The organism is Paraburkholderia lycopersici, from assembly GCF_900096975.1.
GTDB classification, from domain to species: domain Bacteria; phylum Pseudomonadota; class Gammaproteobacteria; order Burkholderiales; family Burkholderiaceae; genus Paraburkholderia; species Paraburkholderia lycopersici.
In genome coordinates this window covers 197,615-219,052 of record NZ_FMYQ01000001.1, presented here as the reverse complement: position 1 = coordinate 219,052, position 21,438 = coordinate 197,615, and the positions used below count along the sequence as shown (strand labels likewise).

The window sequence follows — 21,438 nt, the reverse complement described above, 5'->3', positions numbered from 1 at the left end:
CGAGATAGATTGCCGAGAGATCGAGGAGTCCGCGCCGAAAGCCCAGGGAAACGCAGCGGCGTTACAGCAGGCCGTGCTGCTGGAGCTTCTTGCGCAGCGTGTTGCGGTTGATGCCGAGATACTCGGCGGCCAGCGACTGATTGCCGCCTGCCTGCTCGAGCACCACCTCGAGCATCGGTTTTTCGACGCACGCCATCACCATTTCGTAGACGTCGTGCGGATTGCTGCCGTCGAGGTCCTGGAAATAAATGCCCAGGCTCTCGCGGACGGATTGTTCGATGTTGTGCTTGCTCATGCTGCCAGTCGATCGGTTGATTCGCCGCCGTCGTTGCCTTCATCGCTGCCGTTGCTCTCGTCGACGTAGACGAGACGCTCGGAACGCGCCTTCTGCTCGTCGAAGAACTGGTTGACGGCGACGAGCTGTTCGCGCGTGGTGTCCAGCGTATTCATGCGATGCCGGAACGTATTGGCGCCGCAAAGGCCGCGAGTGTACCAGCCGATATGCTTGCGCGCAGTACGCACGCCGGTAAATTCCCCATAAAACGCGTAGTGGTCCTCCAGATGCTCGTTCATGATCGACTGGATTTCGTCCACGCGCGGCGGCGGCAGCAGTTCGCCCGTCGCGAGGAAATGCCCGATTTCGCGAAAGAGCCACGGGCGCCCCTGCGCCGCGCGGCCGATCATGATGGCGTCGGCACCCGTGACGGCCAGCACCTCGCGCGCCTTTCGCGGCGACGCGATGTCGCCGTTCGCGACCACCGGAATGCGCGCGGCGGCCTTCACCGCGGCAATCGTTTCGTACTCCGCTTCACCGTGATAGAGGTCGGCGCGCGTGCGGCCGTGCACGGTGAGCATGGCGATGCCGCAGTCCTCGGCAATGCGCGCGATGGCGAGCGCGTTGCGGTTGTCGCGGTCCCAGCCCGTGCGGATCTTGAGCGTGACGGGCACGGCGTCGGGCCCCGTGCCCACGGCGTCGACCACGGCTTTCACGATGCGCGCGACGAGCGGTTCGTTTTGCAAAAGCGCCGAGCCGGCAGCGACGTTGCAGACCTTCTTGGCCGGGCAGCCCATGTTGATGTCGATGATCTGCGCGCCGTTGGCGACGTTGTAGCGAGCGGCTTCGGCCATCATGGCCGGGTCGGCGCCGGCGATCTGCACGGAAATGGGCTCGACTTCGCCCGCGTGATTGGCGCGGCGCATGGTCTTTTCGCTCTTCCAGAGCTGCGCGTTGGACGCGACCATTTCGGACACCGCATAGCCTGCGCCGAGCCGCTTGCACAACTGGCGGAACGGCCGGTCCGTCACGCCCGCCATGGGAGCGACGAACAGGTTGTTACGCAGGATGTGACGGCCGATTGTGAACATGACGCGCGGGCGAAGCCGGTGCCGCGACCCGGATGGCGATTCCGGCTGGCGCGGCGGGCGGCGTGAAGGTGAAAAAAGGGGGAAACGACTATTTTAGCGTAAGCGGGGTGCGAGGTCGCGGCGCACGGACCCTGGGATCTGTTTCACGGCCGAATGCGCGGCGCACGGCAGCGTCCTGGCGAAATGCGATTCGACCCCGCGATCGACAACTCAACTGCGCTGCCCAAACATCATCTGCCGGGCCAGCGCCGTCTTCACGGGCGGCGCGAATTCGAGCGCGGTGAGCGCGAGCCCGCGCAGCGCGGCGAGCGGTCCGAAATCGATGGTGAACAGGCGCGCGAGCGTATCGGTCGCGCCGATCGTCATGCGCCGGTCGAACGCGCGGCGTCCCGCGAATTCGGCGAGCGCGCGCGGGGTGGCGCCGTGCTGCGCGAAGGAGTCGGCGAGGGCATGGGCGTCGCGCAGGCCGAGATTGAGGCCCTGGCCCGCCACGGGGTGCAGCGTCTGCGCCGCGTTGCCCACCGCCGCGATGCGGCCGTGGCCGCAGACGAGTGCGTCGAGCGCGTTCAGGCCCAGCGGGAACGCGGCGCGAGCGTGAATCTGCGTGAAGCGGCCCATGCGCGCGCCGAACGCCATGCCGAGTTCGGCGAGGAAATCCGCATCGTCGAGTTGTGCGCGGCGCCCGGCTTCGGCAGGGGCGCAGCACCACACCAGCGCGTAATCCGCGCCGCGCACGCCGCCCATCGGCAGCAGGGCGATCGGGCCTTCGTTCGTGAAGCGCTCCCACGCCACGTGAGGCCGCGGCGCGGAGAGCGTCACCACGCCGACCAGCGCGGTCTGTCCATAGTCGCGCGTACGTTTGGCTTCGTGGCGCGGGTGAACGGCCTGCGTTCCGGCTTCTTCGGATTCGTCTTGCGCGCTGCGCGGCGGCGCGCGATAAAGGCCGCCTTCGGCGTTCACGAGGATACGCGTGCGCAAGCGGCGCTCGACGCCCGCGCTCATCACCGGCAGCGTGACGCCGCCATGTTCGACGACCGGATCATGCGCCTGCGTATGATGCAGCCAGTGCACGCGCGTGCCGCGCACGGCCTGCGCGAGCGCCTGCACGATCGCGCCGTAGCGCGCGACATAGCCGAGCGCCGGCAGCCCGTAATCGCGCCGGTCGATCAGCGTGCGCCCGAAATGGCCGCGCTGCGAAACGTGAATGCGCTCGATGGGCGTCGCGTCGTTCGGCCATGCGAGCGTTTCGAGCAGCGTGCGGCTGCCCTGCGAGACGGCGATCGCGCGCGGGTCGCCGGCGCTGTCATCGGGCTCGCGCGCATCGATGAGCGCAATCGAGAGCCCTTGCGTGGCGCTGCGCCGCGCGAGCCAGCCCGCGAGCGCGAGGCCGACCGGTCCCGCGCCGACGATCGTCACGTCGTAATCGAAATGGGCGTGCGGATCTGCGCCCGTGGAGGCTTCGTTCGCGCTGCCGGAAACTGCGTTCATGTGGTTTGCTTCGTTTCGTCTGGAGTCGTTGCGCGCATCAGGCGCGGCGCTGGGCGTCCTGCATCAGCGCTTCGATTTCGTCGGCCGCCACGGGCACGTCGCGCGTGATGAGCTCGCAGCCGGTTTCGGTGACGATCGCGTCGTCCTCGATGCGGATGCCGATGTCCCAGTAGCGCTCCGGCACGTCTGCGGCCGCGCGGATGTAGAGGCCCGGCTCGACCGTGAGCGTCATGCCTGGGCGCAGCGTGCGCCAGGGCGGCGCCGCGTCGGCCTTCCCCGCGCTTTTTTCTCCGCCGCGCTCGCGGTAATCGCCCGCGTCGTGCACGTCCATGCCGAGCCAGTGCCCGGTGCGATGCATGTAAAAACGCGCGTAGGCGCGCTCGGCGATCACGTCGTCGACGCGCGCGAAGCGCTGCCGGTCGATGACGCCGGTATCGAGGAGACCCTGCGCGAGCACGCGCACGGCGGCTTCGTGCGGTGCCTCGAAGTTCACGCCGGCGCGCGTGGCGTCGATGGCGGCCTGCTGCGCGGCGAGCACGATGTCGTAAAGCTCGCGCTGCGCGCTCGTGAAGCGGCCGCTGGCCGGAAAGGTGCGCGTGATGTCCGAGGCATAGCCGTTCAGCTCGCACGCGGCGTCGATGAGAATGAGGTCGCCTTCGCGCGCCACGGCGTTGCCCGCCGGATAGTGCAGCACACAGGCGTTCGCGCCCGCCGCGACGATGGAGCCATAGGCCGGCGCCTGCGCGCCGTGCTTGCGGAAGGTGTAGAGCAGCTCGGCCTCGATTTCGTACTCGCGCATGCCGGGGCGGCACGTCTGCATCGCGCGCACGTGCGCGAGCGCCGAGATTTTCGCGGCGCGGCGCATCGTGTCCAGTTCGTGCGCGTCCTTGACGATGCGCATGTCGTCGAGCAGCGGCAGCAGGTCGTATGCGGCGGCCGGCGCGGTGACGCCGCTGCGCGCCTGCGCGCGCACTGCGTCTATCCAGCGCTTCACCTGGGCGTCGAAGCGCCCGGAGCCTGCGAGTGCATAGTGCAGCGCGGGGCGGTTCGCGATGATCTGGGGAACGCGCGTGTCGAGTTCGTCGACGGGAAAGGCGGCGTCGAAGCCGAACGCCTCGCGCGCGGCGTCGGGACCGAAGCGAAAGCCTTCCCACGTTTCGCGCTCGACGTTCTTCGCGCGGCAGAACAGGACCGCGGCGGGCTGGTTCTCGCCGGCGTTCGCGTCGAGCACGAGCAGCGCCTCGGGCTCCGTGAAGCCGGTGAGGTAGTAAAAGTAGCTGTCGTGCCGATATGGGTAGTCGGCGTCGCGATTGCGCAGCGCCTCGGGCGCGGTCGGCACGAGCGCGACACCGCCGCCTTGTGCGCGCAGCGCGGCGAGCACACGCTCGCGGCGCGCGCGATAGAGGGCCGCGCCGCCGTCGGGACCGTATTGCGCGACGGGCAACTCGGGCGCGTCGGCGGCGGGTTGGGCTTCGCGCGAGGCGGCCTGGGCGCTTTGCTTGATGGTCGAGTCCATCTTGAGATTGTAGCGCCTGACTACTAACTACTAGCGGCCTGGCAGCGGGCGCGCCCGCCGCCCGTTGCCGCCAGGGCGCCCCGATGCCGGAGGCTGTTGTCTTTCGCCTACATTACGCGTAGGAAAAATCCCGCAGCGCAACAGGAGGTGCGTCAGAAAAGCGCGAATCCAACGTATACTTCGGCCGGATTCCAGAAAAGGCAGGTGCGATGAAACTTATCGGTTCGCTCGGCAGCCCGTATGTCCGCAAAGCGCGGATCACGCTCGCCGAAAAGAAAATCGACTACAAGCTGGTGCTCGAAAACGTGTGGGGCGCCGAGACGGCGATCCACGATTTCAACCCCCTCGGCAAGGTCCCGTGCCTCGTGATGGACGACGGCGAGGCCGTGTTCGACTCGCGTGTGATCTGCGAGTACGTCGACATGCTCTCGCCAGTGGCCAAGCTCATTCCGCCCGCCGGCCGCGAGCGCATTGAAGTGCGTTGCTGGGAAGCGCTCGCCGACGGCATGCTCGACGCCACCGTGCTGATCCGCCTCGAAGGCACGCAGCGCACGCCAGAGCAGCGCAACGAGGCGTGGGTGCAGCGCCAGGAGCGCAAGATCCACGCAGGCCTCGACGCGATGGCGAAGGGCCTCGACGGCAACCCGTGGTGCGCGGGCAACCGCTACACGCTCGCGGACATCGCCGTGGGCTGCGCGCTCGGCTATCTCGACTTCCGCATGCCGGAGCTGAACTGGCGCGAGGCGCATCCGAATCTCGCGCGTCACTTCGAAAAGCTCTCGCAGCGCCAGTCGTTCATCGACACGGTGCCGCAAGGCTGACGCGCATTTGATGCGTTTCCCGCCGGGCGCGCGCGAGGCGCGTCCGGCGCCGCCGCCGCACATCGTGTGTGCGGCGCGTTTTGCCATTGTTCAGACGATCTTTTCCTCGGCCGGCGCGAACGAATCGCTGCGCGCGGCCGGCCACCACTTCTCGTAAAGCTGATAGCGATAGCGCCCTTCGAGCAGGTCGCCGGGCTTCAGATACCGGAGCAGTTCCGACATCAGCTTCACTTCGTACGACGATACGCGCCGCACGATGTGATGCGCGCGCAGATCCGAGGGGCTCGAGAGACCGGCGGCCTGGATCAGTTCCTGCAGCGCGTGCAGCGTGTTGTGGTGGAAGTTGTAGACGCGCTCGCCCTTGTCGGGCACGTTCAGCGCGCGCTGGCGCACGGGGTCTTGCGTGGCGACGCCGGTCGGGCAGCGGTCCGAGTGGCACTTCTGCGCCTGGATGCAGCCGACGGCGAACATGAAGCCGCGCGCCGAGTTGACCCAGTCCGCGCCGATCGCGAGCGTGCGCGCGATGTCGAACGCGGTGATGATCTTGCCGCTCGCGCCGACCTTGATCTTCTCGCGCAAGCCGATGCCCACGAGCGTGTTGTGCACGAGCAGCAGCCCCTCCTGCAGCGGCGTGCCGATGTGATCGGTGAATTCGAGCGGCGCCGCGCCCGTGCCGCCTTCGGCGCCGTCCACGACGATGAAGTCCGGCAGGATGCCCGTTTCGAGCATCGCCTTGGCAATGCCGAAGAATTCCCACGGATGGCCGATGCACAGCTTGAAGCCCGTGGGCTTGCCACCCGAGAGCTTGCGCAGGCGCTCGATGAATTCGAGCAGGCCGCGCGGCGTGGAGAATTCCGAGTGGCGCGCCGGCGAAACGCAATCCTTGCCGATCGGAATGCCGCGCGTCTCGGCGATCTCGGGCGTGACCTTCGCCGCGAGCAGCATGCCGCCGTGGCCGGGCTTCGCACCTTGCGAGAGCTTCACTTCGATCATCTTCACCTGCGGCTCGTTCGCGAGGCGCCGGAATTTTTCGGCGCTGAAGGTGCCGTCTTCGTTGCGGCAGCCGAAGTAGCCCGAAGCGATTTCCCAGATGATGTCGCCGCCGTTCTCGCGGTGATACTTCGAGAGCGAGCCTTCGCCCGTGTCGTGCGCGAAACCGCCTTTTTTCGCGCCCATGTTGAGCGCGCGGATGGCGTTCGCGGAAAGCGCGCCGAAGCTCATCGCGGAAACGTTGAAGATCGACATCGAATACGGCTGCGCGCGATTCGCGCCCACGAGCACGCGGAAGTCGCTGCCTTCGAGCTTCGTGGGCGCGAGCGAATGGCTAATCCATTCGTGGCCCACGGCCTTCACGTCGAGTTCGGTGCCGTACGGGCGGCTGTCGACGGCGTTCTTCGCGCGCTGGTAGACGAGGCTGCGCTGGGCGAGCGAGAACGGCTTTTCGTCGGTGTCGTCCTCGACGAAATACTGGCGGATCTCGGGCCGCACGAACTCGAACAGAAAGCGCAGATGGCCCCAGATCGGGTAGTTGCGCAGGATCGCGTGGCGCTGCTGCACCATGTCGTAGATGCCGAGCGCGACGAGCAGCGCGGGCACGATCACGCAATACCACGACAAATGCTGGAGCGCCGCGGCGGCGACGCAGGCCGCGAGCAGCAGCACGGCGCCCCACATGGCGAGATAACGTCGGGAAAACATTGGGGGGAACTCCTCGAACTTGACTTGATGCGCGCGCCTGCTCCGCTCTCGTCGAGCGGGCGGCGCGCGTCGGCCGCGCCCTTGTCCGGCGCGGCTGCCGGAATGATGCCGCAAGTTCGTGAATCCGGCCGGGAAGCGGACAAGCGGACCGGCGGCATGCGATAAAAAAAAACGGCGCCGTACGCGCCGCGTTCTCTCTCCTTACGTTTGCCCTGCCGTCGCCGCCTTTATGCCGCGGTGACTGGCGAAGGCTTCTTGCGCGGCACGCGTTTCCGTTTCTTCGGCGCTTCGGGCGGCGGCACCGCCGGCACGTGCGGCGCGAGCGTCGTCACCGCTTCGATGATGCCGCCGCCAAGGCACACGTCGCCGTCATAGAGCACCGCCGACTGGCCCGGCGTCACGGCCCATTGCGCGTCGGGAAAACGCAGCGTGAACTGACCCGCGCCGAACGCGTCGGCCGCATGGAACGAGCAGGGCGCGTCAGCCTGGCGATAGCGCGTTTTCGCGCCGCACGCGTGATCTTCGGCGGGCGGCTCGCCCGCGACCCAGCTCACGTTGCCCGCGCGCAGCTCGTGCGCGAGCAGCCACGGATGATCGTGGCCCTGCACGACGTAGAGCGTGTTCGACGCCATATCCTTGCCCGCGACGAACCACGGATCGCCGCTGCCGTCCTTGCTGCCGCCAAGGCCGATGCCCTTGCGTTGCCCGAACGTGTAGAACGCGAGGCCGATGTGCTCGCCCACGACCTTGCCGTCGGGCGTCATCATCGGGCCGGGTTTCGTCGGCAGATAACGGTTGAGGAAGTCGCGGAACGGCCGCTCGCCGATGAAGCAGATTCCTGTGGAATCCTTCTTTTTCGCGTTCGGCAGGCCGATTTTTTCGGCGATCTCGCGCACCTTCGTCTTGGGTATTTCGCCGAGCGGGAACATCGTTTTCGAAAGCTGCGCCTGGTTCAGGCGATGCAGGAAGTACGACTGATCTTTCGTGTGGTCGAACGCCTTGAGAAGTTCGAAGCGTCCCTCGCGCTCGCGCACGCGTGCGTAGTGGCCCGTGGCGATCGTTTCTGCGCCCAGCGACATGGCGTGGTCGAGGAAGGCCTTGAACTTGATCTCGGCGTTGCAGAGCACGTCCGGGTTCGGCGTGCGGCCCGCGGAATACTCGCGCAGGAACTCCGCGAACACGCGGTCCTTGTACTCGGCGGCGAAGTTCACGGCCTCGACGTCGATGCCGATCAGGTCGGCGACCGACACCACGTCGATCCAGTCCTGGCGCGTCGAGCAGTACTCGCCGTCGTCGTCGTCTTCCCAGTTCTTCATGAAGAGACCGACGACGTCGAATCCCTGTTCCTTGAGCAGCCATGCGGTGACCGACGAATCGACGCCGCCCGACATGCCCACCACGACCTTGCGTTTGCTCATTGCTTTGCTGCCTTGTTCAGCCTGCTTCGTTCAACGCCTGGGCGCCGCGTTTGTCCCGGATCGGGGGGCCGTCGCATGCGTCTGGACGAAGTCCAGCGGCACGCGCTTGCCCGCGAGGTAATCGTCGACGCACCGCATCACGAGCGGCGTGCGATGGCGCTCGCTCGCCGCGCGCAGCTCGTCCGCGCTCATCCAGAGCGTGCGGACGATGTCCGGATCGAGCGCGCGGCTTTCCGGCTCGCTCGCGACGCTGCCGCAGTACGTGAAGCGCAGATACGTCGCGCCGCTCTCGCCCGGCCCGCCGAAATGCGTCATGTACACGCCGACCAGCGCTTCGGGCGTGAACGCGTGCGCGGTTTCCTCCAGCGTTTCGCGCACCACGGCCTCGTGCAGTGTCTCGCCCGCTTCCAGATGCCCGGCGGGCTGGTTCAGACGCAGGCCCGCCGCCGTATGCTCCTCGACGAGCAGAAAACGCCCGTCGCGCTCGACGATCGCGGCCACGGTCACGTGGGGTGCCCAGGTTTCCTCGTTCATGGGGCGGTATTTTACCGGGACGCCGCGAAGGCTGCCCGGGGCCGGATCGGCGGCCAGGCGGGCCATGCGGAGCGCAAGACCGGGTCGCCTGATACTCCAGACCGTCCGGTCGGACGGCGCGGCGTGTTGTGTGCATCGCACAAAAGCGGGCAATTCCTGCTACAAAGCTGCCGCCGCTTTCGGTTAAAGTGGTGCGTCGTTTTTGCCGTTGCACTGGATGCCGGCGTTTTAAAAATGCGCTTCAAAAGCGCATGTCCAGGTCACATGCCGGCGTCCCTCCGCTCGATTCGAGCCAGAACAGCTAGAACAAGTTGGTCGAGGAGGAAACAACGATGCATATCGGAGTGCCTGCAGAGACGCGGGCGAACGAAACCCGCGTGGCCGCGACGCCGGAGACAGTCAGGAAGTACGTCGCCCAGGGCCACACGGTGACGATCCAGGCCGGCGCGGGCGCCGGCGCGAGCTATCCCGACGAGGCATACGCGGCCGTAGGCGCGCAGGTCGCCGACGCGGCTTCCGCCTTCGGCGCGGACCTCGTGCTCAAGGTCCAGTCGCCCACGGTGAGCGAGCTGCCGTTCATGAAGCGCGGCGCGGTGCTCGTCGGCATGCTCGATCCCTTTAATGCGGAGAACGCCGCGAAGCTGGCCGAAGCGGGCGTGACGGCCTTCGCGCTCGAAGCCGCGCCGCGCGCCACGCGCGCGCAGAGCCTCGACGTACTTTCCTCCCAGGCCAACATCGCCGGGTACAAGGCGGTGCTCGTGGCCTCGAACCTCTATCCCCGCTTCATGCCGATGCTGATGACCGCCGCCGGCACGGTGAAGGCCGCGCGCGTGCTCGTGCTGGGCGCGGGCGTGGCGGGCCTGCAGGCCATCGCCACGGCGCGGCGACTCGGCGCGGTGATCGAAGCGTCGGACGTACGCCCGGCCGTCAAGGAGCAGATCGAGTCGCTCGGCGGCAAATTCCTCGAAGTGCCCTACGAAACCGATGAGGAGCGCGAAGCGGCCGTCGGCGTGGGCGGCTATGCGCGGCCGATGCCGCCTTCGTGGCTCGCGCGCCAGGCGGCGCTGGTTCACGAGCGCGCGAGGCAGGCCGACATCGTCATCTCGACCGCGCTGATTCCGGGCCGCGATGCGCCCACGCTGCTGCCCTCGGAAACGGTGCAGGCGATGAAGCCGGGCTCCGTGGTGATCGACCTCGCGGCGGGACGCGGTCCCGTCGCCGATCAGGCCACGGGCCGGCGCGGCGGCAACTGCCCGCTCACCGAAGCCGACAAGGTCGTGACGCACCACGGCGTGCAGATCTGCGGATACACGAACCTGGCCTCGATGGTCGCCGCCGACGCCTCCGCGCTCTACGCGCGCAACCTGCTCGACTTCCTGAAGCTCATCGTCACGAAGGAAGGCACGCTCAACATCGATCTCGCGGACGACATCGTCGCGGCCACGCTGCTGGCCCGCGACGGCCAGGTCACGCGCAAGGCCTGACGAGGAGGAGACCCGCAATGGAAGTCATCAACCATACCGTCATCAACCTGATCATCTTCGTGCTGGCCGTGTATGTGGGCTATCACGTGGTCTGGAACGTCACGCCCGCGCTGCACACGCCGCTCATGGCCGTGACCAATGCGATCTCGGCGATCGTGATCGTCGGCGCGATGCTCGCCACGGGCCTGACCGTGGGCGGCGCGGGCAAGTTCTTCGGCACCTTCGCCGTGCTGCTCGCGGCCGTGAACGTGTTCGGCGGGTTTCTCGTCACGCGGCGAATGCTGGAGATGTTCCGCAAGAAGGAACCGAAGAAACTCCCTGCGTCCGGCAGCAAGGAGGGCGCATAAATGAGCATGAACGTCGTTACGCTGCTTTATCTGGTGGCGTCGGTCTGCTTCATCCAGGCGCTCAAGGGCTTGTCGAATCCGAAGAGCGCGCGCGCCGGCAACGTGTTCGGCATGGTCGGCATGGCCATCGCCATTCTCACCACCCTCGCGTTGATCGTGAAGGAGTCGGCACAGTTCGGCTCGAATCTCGGGCTCGGGCTTGCGCTGCTGTTCGCGGCGCTCGTGGTGGGCGGGGGGCTCGGCGCGTATGTCGCGGCGCGCGTCGAGATGACGAAGATGCCCGAGCTCGTCGCGGCCATGCACTCGCTGATCGGTCTCGCGGCGGTGTGCATCGCCTATGCGGTCGTGTCGGAGCCTGCCGCGTTCGGGCTCGTGGCCGAAGATGCGCCGTATCCGGGCTTCCTGCCGTACGGCAACCGCATCGAGCTTTTCATCGGCACGTTCGTCGGCGCGATCACGTTTTCGGGGTCGGTGATCGCTTTCGGCAAGCTCTCCGGCAAGTACAGGTTCAGGCTGTTCCAGGGCGCGCCCGTCGTTTATCCGGGCCAGCATCTCATCAACCTGATGCTTGCGCTCGGCATGATCGGCTTCGGCATCCTGTTCTTCCTCACGCAGTCGTGGCTGCCGTTCATCATCATGACGCTGATCGCGTTCGCGCTGGGCGTGCTCATCATCATCCCGATCGGCGGCGCGGACATGCCCGTGGTTGTCTCGATGCTGAACTCGTACTCGGGCTGGGCGGCGGCCGGCATCGGCTTCTCGCTGAACAACGCCATGCTCATCATCGCGGGCTCGCTCGTGGGCTCGTCGGGCGCGATCCTCTCGTACATCATGTGCCACGCGATGAACCGCTCGTTCTTCAACGTGCTGCTGGGCGGCTTCGGCGGCGAGGCGGGTGGGGCGGCGGCGGGCGGCGCGCAGGAGCAGCGTCCGGTGAAGTCGGGTTCCGCCGACGACGCGGCGTTCATGCTCGGCAATGCGGAAAGCGTGGTGATCGTGCCGGGCTACGGCCTCGCCGTGGCGCGCGCGCAGCATGCGCTGAAGGAGCTCACCGACAAGCTCGTCGAAAAGGGCGTGGACGTGCGCTACGCGATCCATCCGGTGGCGGGCCGCATGCCGGGCCACATGAACGTGCTGCTCGCCGAAGCCGAAGTGCCCTACGACCTCGTGTTCGAGATGGAGGACATCAACAACGAGTTCGGCCGGACCGACGTGGTGCTCGTGCTCGGCGCGAACGACGTGGTGAACCCGGCGGCGAAGAACGATCCGAAGTCGCCGATCGCGGGCATGCCGATCATCGAGGCGTACAAGGCGCGCACGATCATCGTGAACAAGCGCTCGATGGCGGCCGGTTACGCGGGCCTCGACAACGAGCTCTTCTACATGGACAAGACGATGATGGTGTTCGGCGACGCGAAGAAGGTGATCGAGGAGATGGTGAAGGCCGTGGATTGAGCGCGAAGCGCGAGAGATACACGCAAAAGGCGCGCAGCGATGCGCGCTTTTTTTGGGCGAGCGCTTTTGGCGCTCATGGCGAAGGCGCATTCACGCGACGCAGGTAGTCGGCGAGACGCCGCCCGCTCACGTCGGGAAACGGCTCGAGCACCTCCACGTTCTCCATGCGCGCGATGTTGAAATTGCGGAAGTCCTCGCGCATTTCGCACCAGGCGCCCACGGTCCATTGCGCGCCCCAGTAGACGAGCCCGAGCGGCCAGATGCGCCGCTGCGTATGGGCGCCGATGCGGTCGCAGTACGCAAAGCGCACGACGAGCCGCGTATCGACGGCGCGGTGCAGCGCGTCGAGCTTGTCCGAAAACGTGTGATCCATGTGATACGCGGGCGCGAACACGGCGAGCCGCTCCATCACCGCGCGCTTTTCCGCGGGCAAGGCCGCGGCGATCTTCGCGAGCGCCCCGCGCGCGCCGCTCGCCAGCGCGGCGCCGCCCCACGATTCGGCCATGCGCGCGCCCACGGCGAGCGCGGTGAGCTCGTCGGCGCTGAAGGTGAGCGGCGGCAGGCTCGCCGTGCGCGCGAGCCGGTAGCCGATGCCCGCTTCGCCTTCGATCGGCACGCCCGAAAGCTGCAGGTCGCGCACGTCGCGATAGACCGTGCGCGGGGAGACTTCGAGCCAGTCGGCCAGTTGCTGCGCCGTGGTGAGACGCCGGCCGCGCAGCAGTTCGGCGATGCGAAAGAGGCGGTCGGCGCGGCGGGTCATGGGAGGGCGGGCGCGATGATGAGGATAACCACGGATGATAGCGCCGCCCGCATGCCGCCCCCCCGCCTAGCCGAGCTTGGGCGCGTGCAGGCCGACGCGGTTGCCCTCGGTGTCGATGAAAAAGCCGATGTAGCCATAGTGGTTCGGCAGCTCGACCGCCGGCCCCTGTTGCCTGCCGCCCGCCTTTTCCACGCGGTCGAGCACGGCCGTGACCGAAGGCTGCGCGTTCAGATAGACGAGCACGCCTTTCGGGTCGGGCTTGGCGTCGTGCGGATTGAACACGATGCAGCCGCCGGTTTCGGTTTCGGTGTGCGCGAAGAGCGCCATCGGCACGCCGCCGACCACCTCGCGCTGCAGCGAGGTATCGAGGGCTGTTTCGTAAAAGCGGGCGGCGCGCTCCAGGTCGTGCGCGGGAATTTCGAACCACGAGATCACACGGGACAGATCGGTAGACACAATGCGCTCCTCGAAGGCAACGGCGGACGGTGAATGGCGGCAGCCGGGCGGCTGCCGCCTCGCCGGATGGCGTAGAGGCAGTGTGCCGGGGGGCTGCTGACAGCGTGCTGTCAGTAGCCTTGGCGCGCCGATCCTGGGGGAGCCCGCTGGGCGGTTCGAATTTTTTGGCGGGAGCGCGCGTGGGCAGACGTCGCGCGCCGACGGGCAAGAAGCGGGGGGACCGCAGAGGACGAGGACTATCCACTACGGTGGATAGCCGCGGGCGGCGCGCGCGCCGCCCGCGGCGTTGTCATGCGAACGTCAGTTCGCGTCGGCTCCGCGCTCGGGGGTGTTCGCACCGCCGCCGGCCGGACGCTGCCGCACGCTGCCCGCGATCAGGTCGAAGCGGAACAGACGGCATTCGAGCGCGCCATTGTAGAGCGGTGTCTTGGCCGCTTCGCGCAGGCGCAACTGGCCCGGCAGCTTGCGGTCGGAGGTGAGGAAGAAAGCGCGCCAGCCCGTGAAGCGCTGTTTGAGCGCGTCGCCGAGCGCCTGGAAGAACTCGGCATCGGGTGCGTCGTCTTTGGCGCGGCGGAAGCCCTCGTCGTCATCGCCGCGCAGTTCGCGCGCCGTGGGGCGCGCCTCGCCGCGCGCGTTGCGCCCGCGTACCTCGATACGCTCGCCATACGGCGGGTTCGCCACGAGAATGCCCGGCGCGTCCGAGGGCGGCGTCATGTTGCGCGCGTCGAGCTGCTTGAGCGGCACGTTGCCGAAGCCCGCGCGCTTGAAGTTCGCGCGCGCCTTCTCGAGCATGACGTCGGAGATGTCGCTGCCGAAGATCAGAAGGTCGCGCGAGCCGCCCTGCGCGGTGTTGCGCGCCGTGTTGGCCTCGCTCTTCAGGTACCGCCAGGCGGCCATGTCGGCTTGCTTGAGCGACTCGAAGCCGAACCGGCGATCGAGCCCCGGCGCGATGTCGAGCGCGACCTGAGCCGCTTCCGCGAGGAACGTGCCGCTGCCGCACATCGGATCGTAGAGCGGCGTGCCGGCAGTCCAGCCCGTGAGGCGCAGGATGCCTGCGGCGAGATTCTCGCGCAGCGGGGCCGCGCCCTTGTCCAGACGCCAGCCGCGCTTGAAGAGCGGCTCGCCGGAGGTGTCGAGATAGAGCGTGCACTCGTTCGCGGTGAGGAAGGCGAAGACGCGCACGTCCGGATATGCGGTGTCGATGCTCGGGCGCGCGCCCGCCTTGTCGCGCATGCGGTCGCAGATCGCATCCTTCACGCGCAGCGTGGCGAATTCGAGGCTGCGCAACGGCGACTTGATCGCGGTAATGTCGACGCGCAGCGTCTCGTTCGGCGTGAACCACTGGTCCCAGCGCTGCTCGCGCGCGAGCGCGTAGATATCCTGTTCGCTGCGGTACGGGCGCTGGGCGATCTTCAGGAGCACGCGGCTCGCAATGCGCGAATGCAGGTTCGCGGCCATGCCGCCGGCCCAGTTGCCGCGGAAATGCACGCCGCCGGGCACCTCGGCGCCGACCTGGAGCGCGCCGGGCGGCAGGCGCCGTTGCGCGGTTTCGGCCAGTTCGGCGGCGAGCGCGGCTTCGAGGCCGCGCGGGCAGGGGGCAAAGAAATCGAAAGACATGAAGGAGGATGGGACGCTGCGGGGAAGGCGCTATTGTACGCGGGTTGCGCGGGCGCCCAGGACGAGCGCGCTGGGCGGCGCTGCCGGGCGCTCCTCGGCGGCGCGTCAGTGGCTGCTTTCTGCTTCTGTCGCCGTCTGTCCCTTGCGCATCGGCCACACCAGATCGATCGGCCGGCGCACGATGCGCCGCCAGACCACGCGCATGAGCGGCTGCACGTCCTTGCGCCGCAGGTCGCGCGAGCGCAGCGCCATCTGCAGCGCGAGCGCGAAGCTCACCGCGACGTTGAGCACGGCCATGCTGGCGACGCCCGCCACCGCCCACCAGAGTTCGCCCGAGCGCAGCGTGTCAGCGCCGAGCACGCCGAGCGCCACGCCGATCGAACCGGCCGAGAGCGTCACGTGGCGCACCTCGAAATGGAACGTGATCGCCGAAACCAGGGCGGGCACGACGCCCAGCATCATGCCGAGCACGATGTTGCCCCACACGCCCGCCGCGTTCGTCCGGCAAAAGTGCGCGAGCCGAGCCGCGCCCGCGACGCCGAGCGTCATGCGCAGCCGCCGGTTCCAGGCGAGCGCGTCTTCCACGCGGTGCAGCACGAACCAGTTGTCGGCCCAGCCGGCGACGAGGCTGGAAAGCCACAGCAGCACGCCGGTGAGCGCCGCGTAGAACGGCGTGGGCCCGGCGAGCGAGAACGATTGCAGCGTCGCGTGCGCCTTGAAGGGCGAGATCAGGTTCGCGTGAAAGACCCACCCGCACAGCAGTTGCACGGCCAGACACGCCGGAAACACGAGCAGCACGTTGCCCGCTACCGCCGCCGCCTGGGTGCGCATGAGCGCCACCACGGTCGAGGCGAAGCGCGCGCGTCCCGGCGCCTCGGTCGCGCCGTCGAGTTCGCGCGCGAGCGTGGGCGCGGTCATCGCGGGCTGCTTGGTCGCGAGCGAGAGGTGGCAGAAGTGCATGACGAGGAAGCTCAGCGCATAGTTGATCCCCGCGAAGACCCCCTCGATCATCGACGGCAGGTGCGCGCCCGTGATGCCGAACTTCACGTACACCGTCACCGCCGTCACGAGGCCGCCGCCCGCGGCCATGCGCAGCATCGTGAGGTACTCGGCGCGGTCGCGCGCGATGTAGTGTTCGCCCGTGTCGGCGGAAAGCTCGACCACCTTGCGCGAGAGCAGCGCGAAGTTGCTGCGCAGCAGGTGCGCGATGCTCTGGCTCTGCTGGTTCGCTTCGACGAGGTCCGCGACGAGGCGCGCCTGCATCGGGGCGTCGCCGGCGGCCATCCAGGCGTCGAGCAGACGCTCCGCGCGCACGATGCGCATGCGCATGCGCTCGACCTGGAACACCGTGTCCACGCGCACGCCGTTGCGGTAGAGGTGAGCGAACACGTCGTCGGTGGCTTTGCGGCAGTCGTCGAGCAGCAGGCGCAGCCATGTCACCTCGGGCAGCAGGCGCGCCGCGTCGCCCGTGTCGCGCGCGTTCTCGACCGCGAGCATCGCGCGCGTGAGGCGATAGAACGGCAGCCGTTCGACGGCCACGTGCGCGTCGTCGCTCGAGAGGCGGCTTCGCACGGTCGGCGAGAGGCCCGTCGAGCTGATCTGGCAGGTGAGGTTGTGCAGCGCGGTCAGCAAGTCGAGCGAGAACTCGCCGGGGTGCGGCCCTAGCCCCTGCCCCGGCGAGGCCGCCGCGTCCGCTCCGGCGATCAGCGCCCGCAGCCGCGCAAGCAGATCGGGGGGCAGCGTGGCGATCCATTCGGGATCGTGCGTCGCGGGGAACATCAGCGTGACGAGCGCCGCGAGATCGCGCCGGTTGGGCGCCGGCGGGATCATCAGCGCCTGCAGGCGGCCCACGAGTGCGCCGAGGAGGCCCGAATGCACCGGCATGCCGGCGTCGCAGAGCAGCGAGATGCCGTCGCTCTCGCGCAGCAGCTTGCGCAGCATCGCGCCGACGTTGTCCTTCCAGGCGGGGTTGCGCTCGAGCACGTGCAGCAGGTAGCGCACGCGCGCGTGCTCGGGCGGCGCGCGGTGCGGCGGGGCGCCGGCGGCTGCGGCGCGGGACGTCCCGCCTTCGGCGCTGTCGAGATGGCCGCGGCGATGGATCCAGTGCGCGAGCTCGATCAGCCATTCGCTGCGCTCCGCGTAGGGGGCGTCGGCGTCGGCGAGCGCGAGCAGCGCGTCGAGCTGGTGCCCGGCGTTGCGCGACGCGCGCCATTTTTTCCAGAGTGTCTTGAGAGAGCGGAACATAAGCGTGGGTCAGGACGGCGGCCCGGGACGGCACGTGCTGCCCCGGTCTGGCCTTGGCGCGGCCCGGCGATGCGACGTTGCCGGTCGCGCAAGGGGGTGTGGGCGGCTCAGCCGCCGGCGGATTGCGGCGCGGTGGCGGAGCCCGGGCCGGCGGCCGCGGCGGGCGCCATTTGCGGGCAGGCGATGCTCGCCACCGGCTGTGCGATGGCGGCGGACTTCTTGCCGCTCGCCGGCGTGCTCGCGCGCGGTGCGGCCGCGAGCGCGCGCACGCCGCTCGCGATCGACTGCGAGAGCGCCTCGATCGCGCGGCGGTGGCCGACCACGAGCGCGTCGTAGCCGTCGCCGACGGGCTCGTTGAGCACGCTGCGGCAGGTCATGACGGTTTGCGTGTCGAGCGAGCGCACGCTCCATACGGCGTCGACGAGCGCATGCGAGCCCGGCCACGACTCGAAGCGCTGCACGTTCACGCTCACGCGGTACACGGGTACGCCGGCCGGATGCGGCGAGCCGTACACGTCGATGGTGCCGAGCTGCTGCGTGAGGTCGCCCGAAAGCGCGCGGCGGATCTCGTCGCCGGGCATCGAGGCCCAGCGCTCCTGCTCGAGCACGCGCACCCGGTTGGCGTCGGTCTGCACGACGAGCTGCGCCTTCGCGACCTGCGGCGGCACATCCACGGGCGCCAGTTCGACCAGCCACCGGGCGTTGCCCGCGCTCGGCGCGGCGGTCGCGCGCGCCGTGTCGTCGGTCGGGCTGAGCGTGTAGAAGCGGCTGGCGGGCGAGGCGCAGCCCGCGAGCGCGGCTGCCACCGTCAGCGCGCCCAGCGCGCCGAACGTGGCAAGGGCGGGGACGCGTCGGAACGTCATGGCTTGTCTCCAGATTTGCCGCGCAGCAGCGATTCGGGATGGCGCTCCAGATAGTCGGAGAGCGAATTGAGCGATTGCAGCGTGCGCGTGAGTTCCTGCATCGCCTGATGCACGTCGGACTGCAGCGGCGAATCCTGCTGCAGCGTGGACTGCGCGGCGCTGAAGGTCTTCTGCGCTTCGTCGAGCGTGCCGCGCATCTGCGGCAGGATCTGGTCGTTCACCTGGGCGAACAGCTGGTTGGCGGTCTTGAGCGACTCGTTCAGGTTGTTGCCGATCTTGTCGAACGGGATCTGGTCGAGCTTCTTCGCGATGTCCGCCACCTGAAGCTGCAGCTCTTCCAGCGAGTTCGGCACGGTGGGCAGCTCGAGCGGGTCGCGGTTGAGGTCGATCCCCGCGGGCCCGGCCTTGGGGAAGATGTCGAGCGCGACGTAAAGCTGGCCCGTGATGAGGTTGCCGGTGCGCAACTGGCCGCGCAGCCCGCGCGCCACGAGCCGCTTGATCAGCTCCCGGCTTTGCGGCGTATGCGGCGCGGGAGGTTCTCCGCGGATGCGGCGCGACAGGCGCAGCGGATAGAGATCGATCGTCACGGGCATCGTGAAGTTGTGCTGCTTCGGGTCGTACTCGATGCCGATGTCGGTCACCTGGCCGAGCACGATGCCGCGGAAGTCGACCGGCGCGCCCACCGAAAGGCCGCGCAGCGACTGATTGAAGTACATGACCACGCGCTGCGGCGCGCCGTCCGGCTCGCGCATCGCCTCGGATTCGTCGGAGGCGAGCGCGAACGTGGCGTTGTCGGGCGCTTGCGGGCCCATGGACTGGCCCGCGGGGGCCTGGAACGCGAGGCCGCCCACGACGATCGTGGCGAGCGACTGCGTGTTGACCTTGATGCCGCTCGAGTCGAGCTGCACGTTCACGCCGCTCGCGTGCCACCAGCGCGTGTTGGTGCCGACGTACTGGTCGAACGGCGCGCTCACGAACACCTGCACCGTCACGCCGGTGCCGTCCTTGTCGAGCGAGTAGCCCGTCACCTGGCCCACCTGGATGCGCCGGAAGAAAATCGGCGTGCCGATGTCGAGCGAGCCGAGCGTCCCGCTGTGCAGCGTATAGCGGTGGCCTTTCTCGTCGATGGTCACGGCCGGCGGGGCCTCGAGCCCGACAAAGTCGCTTTCCGATTCCTGCGAGCGGCCGGCATCCGCGCCGATGTACGAACCGGAGAGCAGCGTGGTGAGCCCCGAAACGCCGCTTGCGCCCACGCGCGGGCGCACGACCCAGAAGCGGCTGTCCTTCACGGCGAATCGTTCGCCGTCCTTGGTGAGCTCGACCGTGACGATCACGTGCGAAAGGTTGGGCGAGAGCTTGATCGCGCGCACCGAGCCGATGTCGACGTCCTTGTACTTGACCTTGGTCTTGCCCGGCTCGAGGCCCTCGGCGCTCGAGAAGCTGATCGTGATGGTCGGGCCGCGCATGGCGACCGACTTCACGACGAGCGCCACGCCGATCAGCGCGGCGACGATCGGCACGATCCACACGAGCGAAGGCAGCCAGCGCCTCGGCTTGACGATCTCCGGCTCGGGCAGATTGGGCGGGGTCGGTCCTTCCGGACTATTCATGAGCGTGATCCTGAGAGTGTTGCGCAGGTTTGTGTCTGTCTTCGTCCACCGGGTCCCAGATGAGGCGCGGATCGAACTGCATCGAGGCGATCATCGTCAGGATCACGACCGAGCCGAACGCGATCGCGCCGGGGCCCGCCGTGATGACCGCAAGCGACTGGAAGCGTACCAGCGCGACGGTTAGCGTGACGACGAACACGTCCAGCATCGACCAGCGCCCGATGAATTCGACGAGCCGGAAGAGCTTCGTGCGTTCGACGGGGCGCCATGTCGAGCGGCGCTGCGAGGTGAACGCGAGCAGCGCGAGCACCGAGAGCTTGAGCATCGGCACGAGAATGCTCGCGATGAAGACGATGACGGCGAGCGGCCAGTCGCCCGAGGTCCAGAAGTAGACCACGCCGCTCATGATGGTGTCGTCCTCGTCGCCGACGAGCGAGGCCGTGTGCATGACGGGCAGCAGATTGGCGGGGATGTAGAGCAGCGCCGCGGCGATGAGGAGCGCCCACGTGCGCATGATGCTGTCGGGGTTGCGCTCGTGCATGGGCGAGCCGCAGCGCCCGCAGCGCGGGTGCAGGCCCGTGCGCGGACGCACGTGCGGCTGCACGTGTCCGCAGGCGTGACAGGCGATATAGCCGGCGTCGGCGGCGGTCTGGTATTTCATCGGGGCGCCTTGAGGAGCGGGTTGCCGCGCGGCGTTGCCGGGTCTTGCGCGTTCGCGCCCGCGTCGCGGATTTCGGACCCGGCCAGCGGGTGAGCCGATACCGGCGACGGCGAGCCCGGCGATTGCGGCGATTGCGGCGATTGCGGCGATTGTGGCGATTTCGGGCCGCCGGAATCCCCCCCTGCGCCATCCTGGCCGGCGCCGCCTTCGCGGGCCGCGCGCGCGGCGTCGCGCAGGCCGTCGGCGATGTCCCAGAGCGTGCGCGCATCGAAGGTGACGACGACGGTGAACATCAGCGTGAGCGCGCCGAAGGCGAAGAGCGCGGTTTCGGGAATCACGCGCGCGAGGCTCACCATCTTCACGATCGTGATGAGCACGCCCAGCATGAACACTTCGAGCATGCCCCAGGGCCGCACGAACTGGATGGCACGCAGCACGAGGTCGAACCCCGGCGGAATGAAGCCGCGCCGCACCGGCAGCAGCACGTAGAGCAGCGCCACCATCTCCGTGAGCGGAAAGAGGATGGTCGCGCAGAACACCATCACCGCGACGATCTCCATGTCTTCGTACCACAGCACGACGAGCGCGCCGAACAGGCTCGATTCCGTGGTGATGCCGTTCGCGTCGAGCTCGATGATCGGAAACGACTGGGCGATGATGAACGTGAAGAGCGCGGCGACCGTGATGGCGCAGATGCGGTCGAGCTGGGACGCGGCGCTGCTGTAGAGCGTCGCGCCGCAGCGCGAGCAGCGCGCCGTCTGGCGGCCGAGCAGCCGCGGTTTGCGGTAGAGCGCGTCGCAATCGTGACACGCGATCAGTTTGTCCTGGGCCATGCGGGCAGATGACGCAAAACGACGTGAACGGAAAACGTGCGGCGCTGGCGCGCCTGCCGCAAGATGCGGGGCTGCGCCTTGCGCCATGTTACCAAACGGCCCGGCGGCGTGACGGAACGGGCCAGGAGGCGCCGCGAGGGCGCGCGCGTCGCACGACGAACGGGCTGCGAGTGTGCCACGTTTGCGCAAATCGTGAATGCGAGCGCGGCAGCGGCCCGGCCCTTGCCGCCGGATGTTTGCTGTCGCCCGTTTTGGATTATCTTTCGGG

The 21,438-nt window shown here is 68.2% G+C and carries 19 protein-coding genes; 4 read left to right on the top strand and 15 right to left on the bottom strand.

The window, feature by feature from the left end; genetic code table 11:
• Window positions 1-61 precede the first annotated feature (61 nt).
• From BLU17_RS00860 to BLU17_RS00845, 4 genes are all read right to left on the bottom strand, one after another.
• Window positions 62-295 (bottom strand): Fis family transcriptional regulator, encoded by a 234-nt coding sequence (locus tag BLU17_RS00860; RefSeq protein ID WP_028216158.1) that lies wholly within the window; start codon window positions 293-295, stop codon window positions 62-64.
• Window positions 292-1,365 (bottom strand): tRNA dihydrouridine synthase DusB, encoded by a 1,074-nt coding sequence (dusB, locus tag BLU17_RS00855; protein ID WP_091993173.1) that lies wholly within the window; start codon window positions 1,363-1,365, stop codon window positions 292-294. The genes BLU17_RS00860 and dusB overlap by 4 nt, the downstream gene beginning before the upstream one ends.
• Window positions 1,366-1,575: 210 nt before the next feature.
• Window positions 1,576-2,853 (bottom strand): UbiH/UbiF/VisC/COQ6 family ubiquinone biosynthesis hydroxylase, encoded by a 1,278-nt coding sequence (locus BLU17_RS00850; protein WP_091993171.1) that lies wholly within the window; start codon window positions 2,851-2,853, stop codon window positions 1,576-1,578.
• Between the two features lie 37 nt (window positions 2,854-2,890).
• On the bottom strand, window positions 2,891-4,369 hold the full coding sequence (locus BLU17_RS00845) for an aminopeptidase P N-terminal domain-containing protein (RefSeq protein ID WP_091993169.1): 1,479 nt from the start codon (window positions 4,367-4,369) through the stop codon (window positions 2,891-2,893).
• 209 nt (window positions 4,370-4,578) lie between these two features.
• Here BLU17_RS00845 and BLU17_RS00840 point away from each other — a divergent pair, with 209 nt between their 5' ends.
• A complete protein-coding gene (locus BLU17_RS00840) occupies window positions 4,579-5,190 on the top strand; it encodes a glutathione S-transferase C-terminal domain-containing protein (RefSeq protein ID WP_091993167.1) in 612 nt (203 codons plus the stop codon).
• 90 nt (window positions 5,191-5,280) lie between these two features.
• Here BLU17_RS00840 and BLU17_RS00835 read toward each other — a convergent pair whose 3' ends face one another.
• The 3 genes from BLU17_RS00835 to BLU17_RS00825 form a co-directional block, all read right to left on the bottom strand.
• On the bottom strand, window positions 5,281-6,888 hold the full coding sequence (locus BLU17_RS00835) for an FMN-binding glutamate synthase family protein (protein WP_091993165.1): 1,608 nt from the start codon (window positions 6,886-6,888) through the stop codon (window positions 5,281-5,283).
• 227 nt (window positions 6,889-7,115) lie between these two features.
• Complete coding sequence (gene mnmA / locus BLU17_RS00830; protein ID WP_245746678.1) at window positions 7,116-8,306, bottom strand: tRNA 2-thiouridine(34) synthase MnmA; 1,191 nt, start codon at window positions 8,304-8,306, stop codon at window positions 7,116-7,118.
• A gap of 30 nt (window positions 8,307-8,336) precedes the next feature.
• A complete protein-coding gene (locus tag BLU17_RS00825) occupies window positions 8,337-8,840 on the bottom strand; it encodes an NUDIX hydrolase (protein ID WP_091994154.1) in 504 nt (167 codons plus the stop codon).
• Window positions 8,841-9,172: 332 nt separating this feature from the next.
• Here BLU17_RS00825 and BLU17_RS00820 point away from each other — a divergent pair, with 332 nt between their 5' ends.
• The 3 genes from BLU17_RS00820 to BLU17_RS00810 are packed head-to-tail and all read left to right on the top strand — an operon-like array spanning window position 9,173 to window position 12,126.
• Entirely contained in the window at window positions 9,173-10,324 is a 1,152-nt protein-coding gene (locus BLU17_RS00820; protein WP_091993163.1) for a Re/Si-specific NAD(P)(+) transhydrogenase subunit alpha, read from the top strand.
• 17 nt (window positions 10,325-10,341) lie between these two features.
• Window positions 10,342-10,671 (top strand): NAD(P) transhydrogenase subunit alpha part 2, encoded by a 330-nt coding sequence (locus tag BLU17_RS00815; RefSeq protein WP_091993160.1) that lies wholly within the window; start codon window positions 10,342-10,344, stop codon window positions 10,669-10,671.
• Window positions 10,672-12,126 (top strand): NAD(P)(+) transhydrogenase (Re/Si-specific) subunit beta, encoded by a 1,455-nt coding sequence (locus BLU17_RS00810; protein ID WP_091993157.1) that lies wholly within the window; start codon window positions 10,672-10,674, stop codon window positions 12,124-12,126. It begins immediately after the preceding gene.
• 73 nt (window positions 12,127-12,199) lie between these two features.
• On the opposite strand, the gene BLU17_RS00805 is transcribed toward BLU17_RS00810, so the two are convergent.
• The 8 genes from BLU17_RS00805 to BLU17_RS00770 form a co-directional block, all read right to left on the bottom strand.
• Window positions 12,200-12,886, bottom strand: a complete 687-nt coding sequence (locus BLU17_RS00805) for a helix-turn-helix transcriptional regulator (protein WP_091993155.1) — start codon at window positions 12,884-12,886, stop codon at window positions 12,200-12,202.
• A gap of 66 nt (window positions 12,887-12,952) precedes the next feature.
• Complete coding sequence (locus BLU17_RS00800) at window positions 12,953-13,345, bottom strand: VOC family protein (protein WP_425434053.1); 393 nt, start codon at window positions 13,343-13,345, stop codon at window positions 12,953-12,955.
• A gap of 297 nt (window positions 13,346-13,642) precedes the next feature.
• The gene (locus BLU17_RS00795; protein ID WP_091993150.1) at window positions 13,643-14,959 is read right to left on the bottom strand and encodes a THUMP domain-containing class I SAM-dependent RNA methyltransferase; all 1,317 of its coding nucleotides are present in this window, start codon (window positions 14,957-14,959) and stop codon (window positions 13,643-13,645) included.
• 105 nt (window positions 14,960-15,064) lie between these two features.
• Entirely contained in the window at window positions 15,065-17,203 is a 2,139-nt protein-coding gene (locus tag BLU17_RS00790) for a site-specific recombinase (protein WP_091993147.1), read from the bottom strand.
• Window positions 17,204-17,310: 107 nt separating this feature from the next.
• A complete protein-coding gene (locus tag BLU17_RS00785) occupies window positions 17,311-18,066 on the bottom strand; it encodes a PqiC family protein (protein WP_091993144.1) in 756 nt (251 codons plus the stop codon).
• Window positions 18,063-19,676 carry a PqiB family protein gene (locus BLU17_RS00780; RefSeq protein ID WP_091993142.1) on the bottom strand — a complete coding sequence of 538 codons (1,614 nt, stop codon included), beginning with the start codon at window positions 19,674-19,676 and terminating at the stop codon, window positions 18,063-18,065. Before BLU17_RS00780 ends, BLU17_RS00785 begins: the two co-directional genes overlap by 4 nt.
• Window positions 19,669-20,337 carry a paraquat-inducible protein A gene (locus tag BLU17_RS00775; RefSeq protein WP_091993140.1) on the bottom strand — a complete coding sequence of 223 codons (669 nt, stop codon included), beginning with the start codon at window positions 20,335-20,337 and terminating at the stop codon, window positions 19,669-19,671. The genes BLU17_RS00780 and BLU17_RS00775 overlap by 8 nt, the downstream gene beginning before the upstream one ends.
• Entirely contained in the window at window positions 20,334-21,170 is an 837-nt protein-coding gene (locus BLU17_RS00770; protein ID WP_091993138.1) for a paraquat-inducible protein A, read from the bottom strand. Before BLU17_RS00770 ends, BLU17_RS00775 begins: the two co-directional genes overlap by 4 nt.
• Window positions 21,171-21,438 lie beyond the last annotated feature (268 nt).